The organism is Amycolatopsis sp. H20-H5, assembly GCF_035828755.1.
Lineage (GTDB): Bacteria > Actinomycetota > Actinomycetes > Mycobacteriales > Pseudonocardiaceae > Amycolatopsis.
This window is the reverse complement of the sequence record NZ_JAYMZS010000039.1, coordinates 21,411-36,921: the sequence shown is the minus strand read 5'-3', so window position 1 is coordinate 36,921 and position 15,511 is coordinate 21,411. Positions and strand designations below refer to the sequence as shown.

Below are 15,511 nucleotides of genomic sequence, written 5' to 3'. Positions count from 1 at the left end.
GACTTTCGATCTTGTCACGGCGCCAAATCGGCTGCCCGCACTCGGGCGATGGCCGCGTCGGTACCCAGCTCAGCGCGGGCTCCGGGGTTCTCGACGTAGAACTTCAGCAGCCAGTAGACGACCTCGGGTGCCACCGACATCGCGGCGCAATCGACCTCGATCATGGCTGCGGGCGGCACTTTGTCGATCTTCCAGAACCTGACCAGCTGCCGCTTTTCCCAGACGACGTTCGCGTACGCGATGACCAGCACCTCGGGACGGCCGTTGTGAACGGCTTTCACCCCCGCGAACGCTTCCCAGGGCAGGAATGACGAGAACGTCCAACCGCGCTGGTGAACGCCCTGCGCCGACAGGATCACGCTGCCGCGCTTGATCCGGCCGGCCACCACGAGCGCCGGAAAGCTCAGGAGCATGAGTCCAATCAGGCCGAACACGATCGCCGCCCCGATCGTCCCGCCGAGCCGGTAGTCGACAGCGGCGAGCAGGAAGATCGCCGTCAGGCAGCACATCAACCCCACCAGGCACACGAACGCGAAACCCGAGTACCGCACTTGCGTGCCGACCCCGGTGGTGCCGACTTCGCCATTCGGCCGACGCACGCGCGTGTAGTAGCCGTACGCGGCGATCAGCAGGAAGAACAGGGCGAAGAGCAGTCCGTACTTGAGCCCGCCCGGCTTGCCGATACCGACGAACCCGAACCCGGCCACAAGCGCGCCGAGCCCGAACAAGCTCAGGATGACCACGGCGGGCAGGAACCGCGCCCCGCTGTGTGGTGGCCACTCGGCCGGTCGCGGCAAGCTGTCAACAGCCATCGGAAGTTTCGCTCCACCCTGTCAGAAGATCGCATCCCACGCGTCCGCGACCAGCCCGCCCACTGCCTTGCCCGCGTCAGCGACCGCACTGGCACCGTCCGCGACAGCGTCGCCCACCGCGCCGATGCCGTTCTGATAGAGCGAGTCCACCGCGCCCGACGCGAATAATCCCACCACAGCGCCACCGACGGCGCCCACGGCCGTTCCCAGCACCGGCACCGGAATCGCGGTTCCGATCAACGCCCCGGCGGCCACCGACGCCCCAAAGCCGATACCGCCGGAGACGATCGCCTGACCGACCGGCTTGTCGGTGGCCACAATGTCGTACACGATCCCGGCAACCGCCAGCGCTCCGCCGACCTTCAGGCCGATCCGACCCGCGGACCTTTCGGTCTTGGCCGCCGCGGCAGCCGCATCGTCGGCACTGTAGGCGGCCGCCCGAGAGGCGTCGAAGTCCTTGTAGATGGTCGAAGCCGTGCTGCCGGCAGGCGACGTTTTGGCCATGTCCAGGTACTTCGCCGCTTCCTCGGTGAGGAACTTGGACTGTTTCATCAAAATGGACGAATGCGCGGCCGCGAGCGTGCCCCCCGCCCCCGACGCGAGGTCACCGATGACCAGGAACCACTTGGAACTCACGTCGGCCCACACGTTTTTCAGCATGTCAGCGGCAAGCCTGCCAACCGTGCGGGCGGCATCGGCAGCGTGTTGTGCCGCGTCGTAGGCGTTGACCTTGGCGTTGTGCGCGTTCTGCGCGATCACGGCGTCGTTGTGCGCTTTGACGGCCTCCGGTGTTGCCGCGTCGCCTGTCGGCGCCGCACCGGGACCCGACGGTGGCGGTCCCGGCTCGACGATCGTCTCGCCGTCCACCTTGAGTCCGGCGGCAGCGGCGCTGGCCCGCACCGTGCGCATGTCCTCTTGAGCCCGGTGTAACTCGGCGGCGTAGTCATCGAACTTCTGGGCCACGTCGCGGGAAGCGGTCGCCAGACCGTCGGTTTTCTCGGCACCACCAGTCATCTTGGTGCGGAAAGCATCGCTCGCTGGACCGTGCCAGCCGGCGTCCGCGCTATTGCGCGCGGTGTAAATCGTCGACGCGGCGTCCGAGACGCCTTTCGCCAGTGACTCCCTCAGCCAGTGTGAGACCCCGCGGACACTCTCCGGACTTCCGGCGATCTTCGTGTCAATCGCCATCTCAACGCGCCCCAGGAGCGTTGCGCACGTCGTTCGCGGCGCTCGCCTCATTCTGCTGGTAGGCCCCCTTGCCCTCGATCACCGCATCGCCCGCGGCGGCGGTGCCGATCACCAGCTGTCCCGCGTTGTCCACGAGCCTGGCCATGATGCCGATGATCGCGGGCGTGCCGTCGCCCGCATCGGGGGTGCCGGGAACCGAATTGCCCAGGCCATCGACGGCTGAGCTCGTATGGCGGAGCGTGCTGGCGATGCCGTCCATCACCCCGAAGTCCGCCTGCTGATCCACCGGGCTCACTCGGCACCACCGTGACGCTTGTCCTCCGGGATCACGATGTCGAGCAGCAGGAGCTGGAACGGATGCGCCTGTTGCAGCTCATCCAGGGCAGCTGTCGGAAGGACGATCCAGGGCTGCTGCTTGCCGCAACACGTGTGCAGCCGATCCAGCGCCGAATACGCCAGGAGCGCCATCCGGTCGTCTTTCGTCCGCCTGAGCTCGACTCGTGCCTGGCTCGCGTCAGTCACGGTCTCGGCCACCGGCAGGTACACGACCGGCGGAAAGTCTGCTGGAAGCGGTGTGTTTCCAGGTGCCTGTGCTTGAGAAGAAATCACGGTTCGCCCCTCCCCTGGGACTGTTCTACGTCACCTTTCCTCCTCGATTAGAGCACGCTCGCGACCGGTTCGTGGGCTTTCGCGGCTTTCAGGCGATTACGGGTGATTGCCGTCAGACCTGTCGCCTCCGCCACCCGAGTGACGTTGCTGCGAGCGACCTCGACGACCGTGCGTGCTCACCAGGCACAATGCACACCGGCACACCAGCTACCACTGTTCGGTAGAGCGCGGCAGGCTGTCTGTCGGTACAACTACACTCCAGCCGACCGACATACACGACCAGAGGGAGGGACTGTGGCATCGGGCGCCAAGCCTGGCTCTTCTTCAGGTAGGTGGTATCAGCGCAAGCAGTCGGACTACGCCTGGGAACAGGACGGCCTCGACTTCGTCAAGCGGCAGATGCCGGATGCCGAGCCTTACCGCGCCTGGGCGACGTTCTCGTTCACTGCTGCCTCCGGCCGGATCAACGAGTGTGACCTGCTCATCGCAGTCCCTTCGGGTCTGTATCTGCTCGAGCTCAAGGCGCATCCAGGCCGGGTGAGCAACCACGGGTCGACGTGGCGCGTCGCTGATCGCCACAGCGGGCGAGTCCGAACCCTGCAGAATCCGCTCGAACTGACAAACCTCAAAGCCAAGGAGTTGCGGGGGCAGTTAACACGTGCGGCCCAGAAGGCCGGCTACCGCGGCGGGATCCCCTGGATCGAGCCGATCGTCTTCTTGACCGACGCCGGACTCCGCAGCGAGCTGGACGAATTCCAGCGTCCAAACGTCTACGCACGCCACGCGAACAGCGGACTGCCTGCCATCTGGGACGACCTGCTGGCACGTCCGCCGCATCGCGAGACGAACCGGATACGGCCGGACTTCGCATCACGCTTGCTGCCGCAGTTGATGACAGCAATCGGCATCCAGGCCGCCACCGCAAATCTGCGATACGGCGACAACTGGAAGCTCGACCAGCATCCGCTCGACGCAGGCCCCTTCTGGGAAGACAGGCTGGCCAGGCGCGACGACGGCCAGCTCGACGAACAGGGGCGCCTCCGGGTCTACCTGATCAGCGCAGGTACGAGCAAGGCCGACGCGGAGAAAGCTCATCGCGCCGCCAAACGCGAGTACCAGGTGCTCCAGGGAATTGACCACCGCGGTATCGCTCAGGCGCGGCAGTTCGGAGACCATCAAGGACGACCGGCGATCCTGTTCCGGCACCACGAATCAGACCTTCGCCTTGATGCCTACCTGGCGACATTCAGCGACTCGCTGACTTCGGAAACACGCCTCGGCCTGGTCCGCCAACTCGCCGAAGCCGTCAAGTACGCCCATGGCAGGTTGCTCTACCACCGCGCGCTCTCCCCGCGGTCGATCTACGTCTCCTGCAAGCCTGACGGTTCCAAACCGGTACTCCGGCTCACTGACTGGCAGACAGCCGCGCGAGATTTCGAGACCAGCTCGCTGAAGTCCATCGGGGACTCCTCGCTGGACGGGGCGTTCATAGAGGACACAGCTCTGCGTTACCTGGCGCCGGAGTCCGAGCTGCAGTACCCGGACCCGGTCCAACTCGACATCTTCGGGCTCGGGTCGGTGTCGTACCTGGTACTAACGGGACGACCTCCCGCTGCCAGTCGCGCAGAGCTCATTGAACGGCTGAGCACAGATGGCGGCCTTCAGATCTCAGCGGTGGACGACACCTGGCCCTACGAGCTCGGCGACTTGGTCTATGACGCGACCCAATCGGACGTCGTCCTCAGACTGGAATTCGCGGACGCCTTCCTCGATCGACTCGACGATGCGGAGGAGGACGCCAAGCCGGTCCCGACAGGGCGTTCTTTCGTCGATCCACTCGAGGCGATCGCCGGCCAGGAAGTGGACGAGGATTGGTTTGTGCGGCGCGTCCTGGGCACCGGCGCGACAGCGCGTGCACTGCTGGTCGAGCGCCTCAGAGAGACGGACGACGATACGGTCGTCGACGAACGTGTGTTCAAAGTCGCACTCGACGAGGACAATAGAGCCGCAAGACTGCTCGACGAGGCTGAAGCGCTACGCAAGGTCACTGGCGGCACGATCGTCCAGCTGCTCGACGGACCGCGGATGGTCGGCGGTCACACCGCACTGGAACTGGAGCTGGCAGGCGAGGTCTCGCTGGCCCGGCACCTGCGCGAAGAAGGCAGGCTCAGCTACCACGATCTGGACACCTTCGGCAGTCAGTTGTTCGTGGCGATGCATCAGCTGGAAGCAGCTGAGATTCACCACCGCGACATCAAGCCGGACAACCTCGGTATCCATCGCCGCGCGAATCGATCTCGCCAGCTGAAGCTGTTCGACTTCTCCCTGGCGAAGGCCTCCCCCGCGGGTGGCACCTGCTCGCGGTTCTCGAGCGGCTCTCCCGGATCGCCGGATGCCCGCTCCAGCGCATCGGGCTGTCGGCCACCGTGGGCAACCCTGTTGAGCTGTTGGAGTGGCTGCAGGGATCTCAACGTGCCAGGCCGCGAACTGTGGTCTCACCAGCAGGCGGTGCCACCGAACCGCCGGACATCACGGTGGACCACGTGGGCTCGATCGACAATGCGGCGACGGTCGTCGCGGCCCTGCACAAGGGAGAAAAACGGCTGGTCTTCGTCGACAGCCGCCGACGTGCCGAAGAGCTCGGAGCAGCACTCCGGGCTCGGGAAGTAACTACCTTCCTGTCCCACTCTTCGCTCTCTGCGGACGAGCGCCGGAGGTCGGAGCAAGCCTTCGCTGACGCTCGCGATTGCGTGATCGTAGCGACTTCCACCCTGGAACTCGGCATCGACGTAGGAGACCTCGACAGGGTGCTCCAGATCGACGCTCCACGAACGGTGGCCTCGTTCCTCCAGCGACTCGGCAGGACAGGGCGTCGGCCGGGAAGTACCCGGAACTGCCTGTTCCTCTGCCTCGAGGAATCAGCCGTGCTGAGCGCTGCGGGCCTGCTCGAACGATGGGCGGCAGGCTGGGTCGAGCCGATTGTGGCGCCTGCACACCCCCGGCACATCGCCGCTCAGCAGATGCTCGCCCTGGCCTTGCAAGAGAGCAAGATCGGGACACATACCTGGCAGGAATGGTGGGGTGACCTGCCATTGTTCGACGAACACCGCGACGAGATCTTCAGCCATCTGCTCGCCGAAGGCTTTTTGGAGCGGGACGGTGCGATGGCGTTCATCGGGCCGGAAGCTGAGAAGAAATTCGGCCGGCGCTACTTCTCCGACCTTCTCGCGGTGTTCAGCGCACCACCGGAGTTCACCGTGCTCGCCGGACGCGACGAGATCGGCAGGGTCGGAGACGACATCCTGCTCGCGGAGAACCAGGACGGACCTCGTGTTCTCCTCCTCGCTGGCCGCGCATGGAAAGTCGGATACGTCGACTGGAAGCGGCGGCGGTGTTTCGTCGAGCCGAGCGATCTTCCAGGCCGCGCCAAATGGGGCGGCGGCGAAGGCGGCCTGTCCTTCGCCCTGACGCGGGGTCAGCGATCTGTTCTGCTCGGCACCGAGCCTGCCGGAGTCAGATTCACCCGACGCGCCGCTTCGGTTCTCGCCGACCTTCGTGAGAAGCACGCCGGACACATCGCGGACGAAGCAACAGTGTTCACCAGGTCGGTCGGCGACCTCAGATGGTGGACTTGGGCCGGTACCGCCGCCAACCGCACGCTACAGGCGAGTTTTCCGCGCATCATCGATCCGCGTCAGCGCATTGGGGATCACTCCCTCCGCCTGTTGCCGGAGATCTCGAAGTCCGATCTGCTCACTGAGCTTTCCACGCACGCCGTGGTGAAGTCTCCTGATGTGAGTAAGTCCGCGGTCAACGGACTGAAGTTCTCGGCAGCCCTGCCGGAAGCACTTGCGATCGAGACAGTCGCGGAACGCCTTTCGGATCGCCCTCACGTGCAGGCGCTGCTATCGGAACGACACACGTTCGTCGATCTCGACAACTGAGCCCAAGACATGTTGCAGACAGCAAGCCGCTGATCCACTAGCCTGGACTGGCTATGCGGCCCGACGGGCACCGAGTGAGAAAGCTCGTTGCTGCCCCCACCCGCGCGTGGATCACGTGTGCCTTTGTGGGGGAGAATGTCACCGGTCAGGAACAGCGCCCGCGAACTGCTCGAAATTGTCGAGGCGGGCGGCTCGCCACAGTTGCTGGGCGAAGGCACAGGTTCCGCGAGAGAACCTGTGTCCTCTGAAACAGAATCCACGCGACGGGAAAGACTACGGGAGTCTTTCCTCTCGGACCTGGTCGCTGCCGGGCTCGGCGAGCTGGACGTCATGGTGAATCTTCAGCTACCGAACAGCCCCAAGCACGTGGATATCGTGCTCAGCGGCCTTGACCCGCATTCGGGCGAACATAGTTACATGCTCGTCAACCTGGCCGATCTGCCGGACGCGAAGGTCGCAGAGCCAGAGCTGCTCAGCGTTGACGGCGAACTCGTCCTGCATCCAGCGGTCCGAGCGCGCCAGCAGTGCGAGTTCCTCATGGATGCGACACCGGAGTTGGCGAAAAATCCTCGCTCCGTGCACGGGCTCGCCTACGTCGACGGCGACTCGGAAGAGTGGCTGCAAGAATACGATAAATCAGACATTTCTATCGTGTTCACTCCGAACGCCGGAGTGAACCTCCACTACCATCTGCGTGCCCAGTTCGACGCCGCGAGCAGCCGCTCGGCGACGGCAGAAGCCGGAGACGACTTTCTGGCCCTGCATCACGGGCCCACCTACCTGTTCAAGACGGAAGTGTCGGAAAAAGGGCGGGTACAGAAGACCATCCGGGACAACTTTGTCCTACTGGATGAGCAACAGGTCGCCTACCAGCAGGTATTGGCCGCAGTGCACCATGCTCGGGCCGGCGGCAAGCCGACGGTAGTCGTAGTGATGGGTGGCCCCGGTTCCGGAAAGAGTGCAGTCGCGCTCAAGCTGAAGAGAGACCTCGACGCGCAGGGCTTCGAGGTCGAGTACGCAACTGGCTCACGCTCTTTCACCAACACGTTGCGCTCGTTCTCGACTAGCCGCTCCGACCGGCCGCAGGGCGGCTTCCGGTACTTCAACGACTACATGACGGCTGACGAGAACTCCTTGGATGCGCTGATCTGCGACGAAGCGCATCGCATTCGCGAAACGAGCCTCAAGCGCTACACCCCGCGAGCTGTCCGAGAGCGGGCCGGTCGTCAGATCGACGAACTGATCTCTGTCGCGAAGGTGCCGGTCTTCCTTCTCGACGAGAAGCAGAAGGTACGGCCGGGCGAGTTAGGGTCGCTACAGGAGATCACCGCAGCGGCCAGGGCGAACAACCACGAGGTCAGGGTCATCCGACTCGACGGACAGTTCCGCTGCGGCGGGTCGGATTCCTTCGACGTCTGGGTCGCCCGATTGCTCGGACTCAGTTCTCAACCACCAGCACCGTGGAGCAGGATCACCACGCCGGACGATGACCACCTTACCGTCGCCAGTGCTCCGACTCCCGAAGCACTGGAATCTTGGCTACTGCGCCAGCAGGAAGTCGAGGGCGGGACCGCCCGGATCGCCGCAGGATTCTGCTGGCCTTGGAGCAAGGAACCCGAGGTAAGGAACAAAACGCGCCACCTGGTCGAAGACATCGACATCGACGGGTGGCGGCGCCCCTGGAATGCGAGGCCCGAAAAGCCCGTGCCCAGCGCCCCCGCCTCCCACTTCTGGGCGACAGACCCACGAGGCTTCGGTCAGGTCGGTTGCATCTACACCGCCCAAGGCTTCGAGTACCACTGGTCAGGCGTCATATTCGGCCCCGACTTCGTCCGACGCGACGATCAGTGGGTCGCAGACCGGGACAAGTCAGAGGACACCGACGTGCGTAAGGCCGATCCGGAGTACTTCCATACGCTCACCGCGCACACCTACAAAGTGCTGCTGACCCGCGGCATGCGTGGACTTTGTCTGTACTCGACCGATCCGGAAACGCAACGGTTCCTCGACAGCATGACCCAGTAAAGTCATGTCGCAGACACTTCGACTACGCAACGTAACCTCGGGAGGGTGAGTGGCAGACACCGTACGCGTCGCCCCACTGTTACACGCTTGCCTGGAAGCCCTCCGCGACGCGGACAGTCCACTTCCTCCCGAGGCGGTATTCGACCTTGTCGAACAGCGACTGAAATACCACCTCAGCCCCTACGAAACCGCCGTGGACGCAGAGGGACGACAACGCTGGCGCGTGCACATGGGTTACCACACCGGCGACGCGGCAACCATCGGCTGGATGAGCAAGATCGGAGGCTGGTCCCTCACCGAAGCCGGTGAAGCTGCCCTCGAGTCCAACTCCGAGGAAACCCTGTTCTCCGAGCTCAAGTCACGAGTAGCCGAGCTGAGGAAGCAACGTGAGCACGCACTCGTCAAGCTGACAGGCTCCGAGCAGAAGATCGTCCGCCTGGTGAACCTCGTCAACTCGGGCTTCTGGAGCACCTACGACGACCTAGCCGAGATAGCCGACCTTTCGCCGGACGACATCGCACATTTCCTGGCGAAGACCGGTCCCACCGGCGCTCACCGGATCCTGCGAGCAGATGGTTCCCTACCGCCCGAAGGTATGCTCCACGTTCGCTACCGCGGTTCCAACCTGCGAAAACGCCTCACCTCGGAAGGAGTCGAGTTCAACGAGGCCGGTCTAGCCTCGCAGGCCCAGCATCTCGTTCCGATGGCTCTGCGTGAGCAACTGACCGAAGAAGAACTCACGGCGCCTTCAATCACACGGCGCGCATGGCTAGTCCGTGGCAGCTCGGACGACGAGCCGGGGCTGGTCGACAAGTGGCTGGCGCAGAAATTTATCTCTATCACCGCTCAACGCCTTCGCTCGATGAGCCTTCCAGTCTCCCCGGAGCGGCTGAAAAAAGCCATCCAGGATGACTACCAGTACGAATCCTATGCAGCCCGCGACGTGCGATTCGAAGAACTGAACGACTTCCTCAACAGGATGCAGGCGGGCGATTATTTGCTGACCACCACGAAGGACGCGGTTCATTTCGGGCAGGTGGATGGCGCCGCCAGCGTAATTTCCCGTCCGGACCAGCGGTCAACCCTGCGCCGATTCGCGCACTGGTACACGATTGACCAAATTCCACGACTGGACAGTCTACCCAGGCCATTACAGGCAAAGCTGCGTGGCCAATCATCCGTGATCGAACTCACGGAGAATCTCAGTGCGATCGAACAGGTGCTTCGCGACTTCGATGTCTCGATTACCGAACCGGCAACCGAATCACAACGCCCCCTTGAATTCCCGCAGATTCTCGCCGAAGACGCGAATTCACTCCTGGTGGACCATGACTGGCTGACCAAACAGGCCGAACTGCTGTGGGAGTACAAACAACTAGTCTTCCACGGACCACCAGGCACCGGAAAGACATATCTGGCCCAGAAGCTTGCCCGACTGCTCGCAGACGTCAGCGCAGTGAAACTTGTCCAGTTTCACCCTTCATATACCTACGAGGATTTCTTCGAGGGCTTTCGGCCAACACAGGACAAGGATAGGAAGATCGAGTTTGGCCTACACCCGGGCCCATTCCGAACACTCGTTGATGCCGCTCGCAAAAACCCGGCAGAACCACACGTCCTGATCGTCGACGAAATCAATCGAGCCAACCTGGCCAAAGTATTCGGAGAACTCTACTTTCTGCTCGAGTACCGCGACGAGCCGATCAGCTTACTATATTCAGCTGAGGCTAATTTCACATTGCCGGACAATATTTTCATCATCGGCACCATGAACACCACTGACCGATCGATCGCCTTGGTCGATGCTGCGATCCGGCGCCGATTCGTGTTTACTGAGCTGCACCCGTCACTACCTCCCACCTCGGGGCTGTTGAAACGCTGGCTGGACAGGCATCGCGAGTCCGTCGACGATGCGAACTTCAATTCTGACACTCCCGAACTACTCGAGGCACTGAACAACGAGATCGGCCAACGAGAACTGGCCATCGGGCCATCCTTCTTCATGCGCCCAGCAATATACGAACGCGAAGAAGGTCTTGAACGTGCCTGGGAATCCTCGATACTTCCGGTGCTGGCAGAGCACCATTACGGCTCGGACGCATCCGCACTGGATTCGTACAGCCTGGAAGCGATCAGAGCCGCCGTGCCTGAAAGTTCCCCATGATCCCGATCGAGGTCAGCGAAACAGGTGAAACCACGCACTCGCTGACCGACGCACAGGTGGACGCCTTGACCGCAAGCGGCATGGTCACGCTCACACACCTACGAAGAAGCGGCGGAAAGTGGACCATCAAGGGAAAAAGAGGACGCGTCGGAGTTTTTCGCGCCGGCGATCTCCAGGTACTGCTCTTGCCGAAACTGGATGTGTCACGGCTGCTTTTTCTGGCAGGATACGCAAGGAATGCGAACGACTGGTTGGACGAACCAGCCACAGTCACCGTCGCGGCCGGAATCGTGCCGGCCGTAGCTCATATTTTATGGAGACAGGCCGACCAGGCCTTGCGACTAGGCTTGCTGCAGGGCTACGTCACAGTTGATGAAGCGTCCATGACGCTACGCGGCAAAGTGCGGCAGTCCGACCAAATGCGCAAACATTACAGCCAGGCGCTCCCCTTGGAAATTCGTTATGACGAATTCAGCGTCGACGTACCGGAAAATCGAATTCTACTCGCCGCCGTACTGCGCGTCCTGGCCATGCCGGACCTCGACGTCAATGCCAGGGGAAATCTCGATACGATTCGAAGGCGCCTCCGCGACGTGACACCACCCATTGCGGGAGCGCCACTGCCCTCGTGGCAGGCGAACCGGCTGAACGAGCGCTACCACGCAGCACTTCGCCTGTCAGAGGTGATACTGGAGAGCTCGTCACCCGAGCACGGCAAGGGAAATCTCCTGGTCAACGGTTTCGTTTTCAATCTTGAGAAACTTTTTGAGGACTACGTGACCAAAGCGCTCACTCATGCCCTGCAGGAGCGCTCAGAAGGCCGCGGATACCCACAATATCGATGGCACCTCGCTCAGGGGGAAAAACTCCCCATGAAACCCGACCTGGTCTGGAAGAAGCAGGGCTTACCACACCTGGTCTTCGACGCCAAGTACAAGAATGGGCGAAGTGCGGACAACTTCTACCAAATGCTTGGATACTGCGTCGCGCTCGGTGTCAAACAAGGTCATCTGGTCTACGCGAAGGGGCAAAACGAACTCGACCGATACGTGACACAAACTGGCAGTGTGGAGCTATTTGCGCATTCACTCGATCTGATGGCTCCACTACCCGAACTACGTACCCAGATAAACCACATTGCAGATCTTGCACTGAGCGCCGCTCGGCCGTAGTGAGGTACATCCACCGCCCGGCAACTCGAAGGTGACGGTCGACGCGGCGGGTCCCCGGCGTCTCGGGGAGTGCCGCCACTACCCTGAGGAGGGACCCACCTGCCGATTTTTGACGAGGACCCCGCGTGCACCTTGACGACGAGCTGTTCGACTGGCTGACCGGGCTGGACGAGAAGCAGCTGGCGGCATTGCTGGCGAAGCGGCCGGATGTGCTCGGGGAGCCGTGGCCGCGCCGGCTTTCGGCTGTCGCCGACCGGCTGGCGTCGGCCAGGTCGATGATCGACGCGACGCGGTCCGCGGCGACGCCCGAGGTGCAGGTGCTGCGGGCCGTGCAGCTTTGTCTCGCGCTGGAGCCCGGCGATCCGTCCGTGGCCGAGGTCGCCCGGTGGCTCGGTGCCACCACCGCACAGGTTGAGTCCTATGTGGACTCGATGAGTGAGCGGGCGCTGGCCTGGCCCGCGCCGGACGGGCGGATCGCCGTGCCGGAGGTGCTGCACAACGACGGCATCGGATTCTATGGCCTCGGGCAGCCGATCGGCACGTTGCTGGCCGAGTCAACCACCGGCCAGCTTTCGCAGCTGGCGGGCGTACTCGGCATCAGGGCCGAACCTCGCAAGAGCGCTCTGTTCGCCCAGCTCGTCAAGTTTTTCCGGGACGCCGACGGTGTCCGGGCGCTCGTCGCGTCCGGGCCCCAACCTGCCAGGGACCTGCTGGCTGAACTGGCTTTCGACGGCCCCGAACGAGACGGCCTGGTAGATCGGATCCAGTACGGGGCCGGGGCCGCCGGGATCGCGTGGGCCTTCCGGCACTGTCTGCTGTTAGGGACCAATACAGGCAGCGGGTACATGCCGCTCGAAGTCGCGCTCGCCCTGCGCGGGCCCGGCTACCACCTGCCCTTCACGCCCGAGCGGCCCGAGTTCCCGACCGCCGACGTCGGCGTCGAGCGGGTCGAGGCCGAGTCGTCCGCCGCGGCGCTCCGGCTGCTGGACCGGATCACCACCGTCGTCGACGCCGCGCCGCTTCCGCTGCTCAAGGACGGCTCCGTCGGGATCAGGACGATCAAGAAGCTCTCCAAGGACACCGGCGGGTCGGTCGACGAGATCACGTTGGCTGTCACGGTCGCCATCGACACCGGGTTGCTCGACTACCACGAGCCCGAAGTGCCGCCCGCCCGCCGAGGGGCCCGCAAGCCACCGCCGCTGCCTCCGCCCACCCTGGAGCTCGGCCAGAAACCGATCCCCGCCGACCCGGCCGTGCTGCTCAAGTCGGTCGTCGAACTCTGGTGGGCACCCAACGCGCTGGACCCCGACTTCCCGGAAAACGCCGATTCCGGGGCGTATATCCGTCAACTCACCTTGCGGTTGCTGGCCGAAATCCCGCCGGGCACGGCTTCTCTCGACGCCGCGGCGTTCGACACGCTCACCGCCTGGCACGCGCCGATGCTGCCCAAGAACATCGTCACCGAGTTCGGGCACAGATCCCTTGCCGAAGCCGGGTTGCTCGGGCTGGTCGCCTCCGGTGCGGCGAGCCAGCTCGGCCGGGCGCTCGCCGCGGGCAGGGATCTCAGCGACGCCGCGGGCGCGCTCGTCTCTCGAGCCCGGACGACGGCGTTGTTCGGCACGGACCTCACTGCCATTGTGACCGGCTCGCCGGACGCTCGGCTGGCCGCGCTCCTCGACCGCGCCGCGGATCGGGAGGCCCAGGGGTCGGCGACCAGCTGGCGCTTCAGCCCGGCGACCGTCCGGCGCGCGTTCGACCAGGGTGCGACGACCGGGAAACTGCTGGAGGAGCTGGGTTCCGCGGCGCAGGGCGAGCTGCCGCAGCCGCTGGTCTACCTGATCAACGACGTCGCGCGGCGGCACGGCGAGGCGCAGGTGATCGGCGTCGCGAGCGTGGTCGTCGGTGAGGATCCGACGGTCCTCACCGAGATCGCCGCACACCGCAAGCTGGCCAAACTCGGGCTGCGGGCGGTCGCACCGACGGTCCTCACGTCCACTGTGGACGCTGCAGGGACGCTCGCCGCGTTGCGGGAGGCCGGGTACGCGCCGATCCACCGCGACACTGACGGGACCCTGCTCGTGCCCGGCCGGGAAACGCCGGAACCCGGTCCCGAGCCGGTATCCGCCGAGCCTGCCCACCAGCCACGCGTCGAGGATCCGGTCGCCCACGCGGCGAGGCTGCTCGCAGCGCGGCCGACCGGCACCCCGCTCAGGCACGGGCAGCTGACCAAGGCGCTGAGCGACCGGCACAACGGACGGCTGAGCGCCGACTACCAGCGGATGTGCTGGCAGCTCGAAGGCAACCTGCCGGTTTCCGTCGTTTACCGCGAACCTGACGGCACCAGAACGGACCTGCATGTCCTAGCGCCCGAACTGGACGACGGCGCACTCGACGTGTGGAGCGTCGACGAGCACAAGTACCGGCGGCTGGAACTGGACCGGATCGAGGTCCGCTAGCACTCACCGCTGCGCGCCCGCCCGAACGTGAAGCCCCTGAAGGCCACCATGACGGCGTTAAACGCCGTGATGGTGGCCTTCAGGGGCAAGCGGTGGCATTAGGTGTTCAGGCGTGCGTACACCACGATGTTGTCCAGGTAGTTCCCGGTCGAGTGGTCGAAGACGCCGCCGCAGGTGATCAGGCGGAGTTCGGGGCCTGTGGTGTCGCCGTAGACGTCGTCCGTGGGGAACGATGCCTTGGGGTAGTGCTCGACGCGGTAGATGTCGAACACCGCCGTCGTGCCGTCGTCGCGGTGGACGATCGCCTGCTCACCGGGGTGCAATTCCTTGAGCCGGGAGAAGACCCCGGGAACGTGCTTGTAGTCGACGTGGGCGGCGATGACCGCCGGTCCGGCTTCACCCGGCGTCGGGCCTTCGGTGAACCAGCCCGTGGTGACCGCGTCGCGCGGCACCTCGAGTTCGCGGTCCGGGGTCAGGCCGAGGTCCACGAGCCGCTGCGTGCGGACCCCGATCGCCGGTACCTCCAAAGTGGACGGTCGCGAGGGTCCCAGCGCCTTCGACGGGGCAGGAATGGCAACGCTCGACGTTGGAACCGCTTGTGCGGCAACAGAAGTAGCCGGTTCGACCGGGGCAGTCGCGCAGCCGGGCACCAGCAGGATCACCAGCAGCGCCCCGGCCGCCGCGAACTGCCGCCTCAACTGGTTCGGCGACGCAGCAGGAGGACGAGCCCGGCGGACGCCAATGCCGCGGTCGACGCACCGGCCACGAGCAGGACTCCGTTGCCACTGTCGGGCTCGCCGCCACCGGTCGCGACGCCGCCGACGGGCTTCACCTTGACCTGACCGGATTTCTTGGGCTCGCCGAAGCGGGATTCGCAGGCATAGCCGTCCTTGTCGGCGTCCAAGTGGTTCGGATCGGCCGGGTTCGAATCAAGGACGGCCTGCGCCTGCTCCTGGTACTGGAAGTCCGAGCAGTTGAGGTCGGTAGCAGCGCTCACCTGCGCGAACACCATCGGCGCGGGACCGGCCAAAGCGAAACCAGCGGCGACAGCGGCCGTGACGAAGACACGACGAAATAAGGACACGGAGAGTCCCTTCGGGGAGAAAGTCAGAAGCGAGGCGGCGGGAAGGCCGCGATGTGT

At 64.3% G+C, this 15,511-nt stretch carries 12 protein-coding genes; 6 read left to right on the top strand and 6 right to left on the bottom strand.

Going from position 1 to position 15,511, the window contains the following annotated elements; translation table 11 throughout:
* Positions 1-14: 14 nt before the first annotated feature.
* Genes QMK34_RS22030 through QMK34_RS22015 form a run of 4 tightly spaced genes read right to left on the bottom strand, consistent with a single transcriptional unit; the run spans position 15 to position 2,546 of the window.
* Complete coding sequence (locus QMK34_RS22030; RefSeq protein ID WP_326416085.1) at positions 15-812, bottom strand: hypothetical protein; 798 nt, start codon at positions 810-812, stop codon at positions 15-17.
* A 21-nt stretch (positions 813-833) separates the two neighbouring features.
* Entirely contained in the window at positions 834-2,000 is a 1,167-nt protein-coding gene (locus QMK34_RS22025; RefSeq protein WP_326416083.1) for a hypothetical protein, read from the bottom strand.
* Between the two features lies 1 nt (position 2,001).
* Entirely contained in the window at positions 2,002-2,286 is a 285-nt protein-coding gene (locus tag QMK34_RS22020; protein WP_326416082.1) for a hypothetical protein, read from the bottom strand.
* A gap of 5 nt (positions 2,287-2,291) precedes the next feature.
* On the bottom strand, positions 2,292-2,546 hold the full coding sequence (locus QMK34_RS22015) for an SAV_915 family protein (RefSeq protein ID WP_326416081.1): 255 nt from the start codon (positions 2,544-2,546) through the stop codon (positions 2,292-2,294).
* A 357-nt stretch (positions 2,547-2,903) separates the two neighbouring features.
* On the opposite strand from QMK34_RS22015, the gene QMK34_RS22010 reads away from it, so the two are divergent.
* The 6 genes from QMK34_RS22010 to QMK34_RS21985 all read left to right on the top strand — a co-directional run bounded on the left by QMK34_RS22010 (position 2,904) and on the right by QMK34_RS21985 (position 14,370).
* A complete protein-coding gene (locus QMK34_RS22010; RefSeq protein ID WP_326416080.1) occupies positions 2,904-5,279 on the top strand; it encodes a protein kinase domain-containing protein in 2,376 nt (791 codons plus the stop codon).
* Entirely contained in the window at positions 5,162-6,553 is a 1,392-nt protein-coding gene (locus tag QMK34_RS22005) for a helicase-related protein (protein ID WP_326416126.1), read from the top strand. The genes QMK34_RS22010 and QMK34_RS22005 overlap by 118 nt, the downstream gene beginning before the upstream one ends.
* Positions 6,554-6,688: 135 nt before the next feature.
* Positions 6,689-8,578: a DNA/RNA helicase domain-containing protein gene (locus tag QMK34_RS22000; RefSeq protein WP_326416079.1), complete on the top strand. Its 1,890-nt coding sequence runs from the start codon at positions 6,689-6,691 to the stop codon at positions 8,576-8,578.
* Positions 8,579-8,627: 49 nt separating this feature from the next.
* Positions 8,628-10,742: an McrB family protein gene (locus QMK34_RS21995; RefSeq protein WP_326416078.1), complete on the top strand. Its 2,115-nt coding sequence runs from the start codon at positions 8,628-8,630 to the stop codon at positions 10,740-10,742.
* Entirely contained in the window at positions 10,739-11,914 is a 1,176-nt protein-coding gene (locus QMK34_RS21990; RefSeq protein ID WP_326416076.1) for an McrC family protein, read from the top strand. The genes QMK34_RS21995 and QMK34_RS21990 overlap by 4 nt, the downstream gene beginning before the upstream one ends.
* Positions 11,915-12,039: 125 nt before the next feature.
* Positions 12,040-14,370, top strand: coding sequence for a helicase-associated domain-containing protein (locus QMK34_RS21985; protein ID WP_326416075.1), 2,331 nt, complete (start codon positions 12,040-12,042; stop codon positions 14,368-14,370).
* A gap of 98 nt (positions 14,371-14,468) precedes the next feature.
* On the opposite strand, the gene QMK34_RS21980 is transcribed toward QMK34_RS21985, so the two are convergent.
* Both QMK34_RS21980 and QMK34_RS21975 read right to left on the bottom strand, forming a co-directional pair.
* The gene (locus tag QMK34_RS21980) at positions 14,469-15,068 is read right to left on the bottom strand and encodes a class F sortase (RefSeq protein WP_326416073.1); all 600 of its coding nucleotides are present in this window, start codon (positions 15,066-15,068) and stop codon (positions 14,469-14,471) included.
* A complete protein-coding gene (locus QMK34_RS21975; RefSeq protein ID WP_326416072.1) occupies positions 15,065-15,454 on the bottom strand; it encodes an excalibur calcium-binding domain-containing protein in 390 nt (129 codons plus the stop codon). Before QMK34_RS21975 ends, QMK34_RS21980 begins: the two co-directional genes overlap by 4 nt.
* Positions 15,455-15,511: the final 57 nt, after the last annotated feature.

Coding starts and splice junctions, on each gene's coding strand:
- QMK34_RS21990 (WP_326416076.1), top strand. CDS start 10,739: ATGATCCCGATCGAGGTCAGCGAAACAGGTGAAACCACGCACTCGCTG.
- QMK34_RS22025 (WP_326416083.1), bottom strand. CDS start 2,000: ATGGCGATTGACACGAAGATCGCCGGAAGTCCGGAGAGTGTCCGCGGG.
- QMK34_RS22000 (WP_326416079.1), top strand. CDS start 6,689: ATGTCACCGGTCAGGAACAGCGCCCGCGAACTGCTCGAAATTGTCGAG.
- QMK34_RS22030 (WP_326416085.1), bottom strand. CDS start 812: ATGGCTGTTGACAGCTTGCCGCGACCGGCCGAGTGGCCACCACACAGC.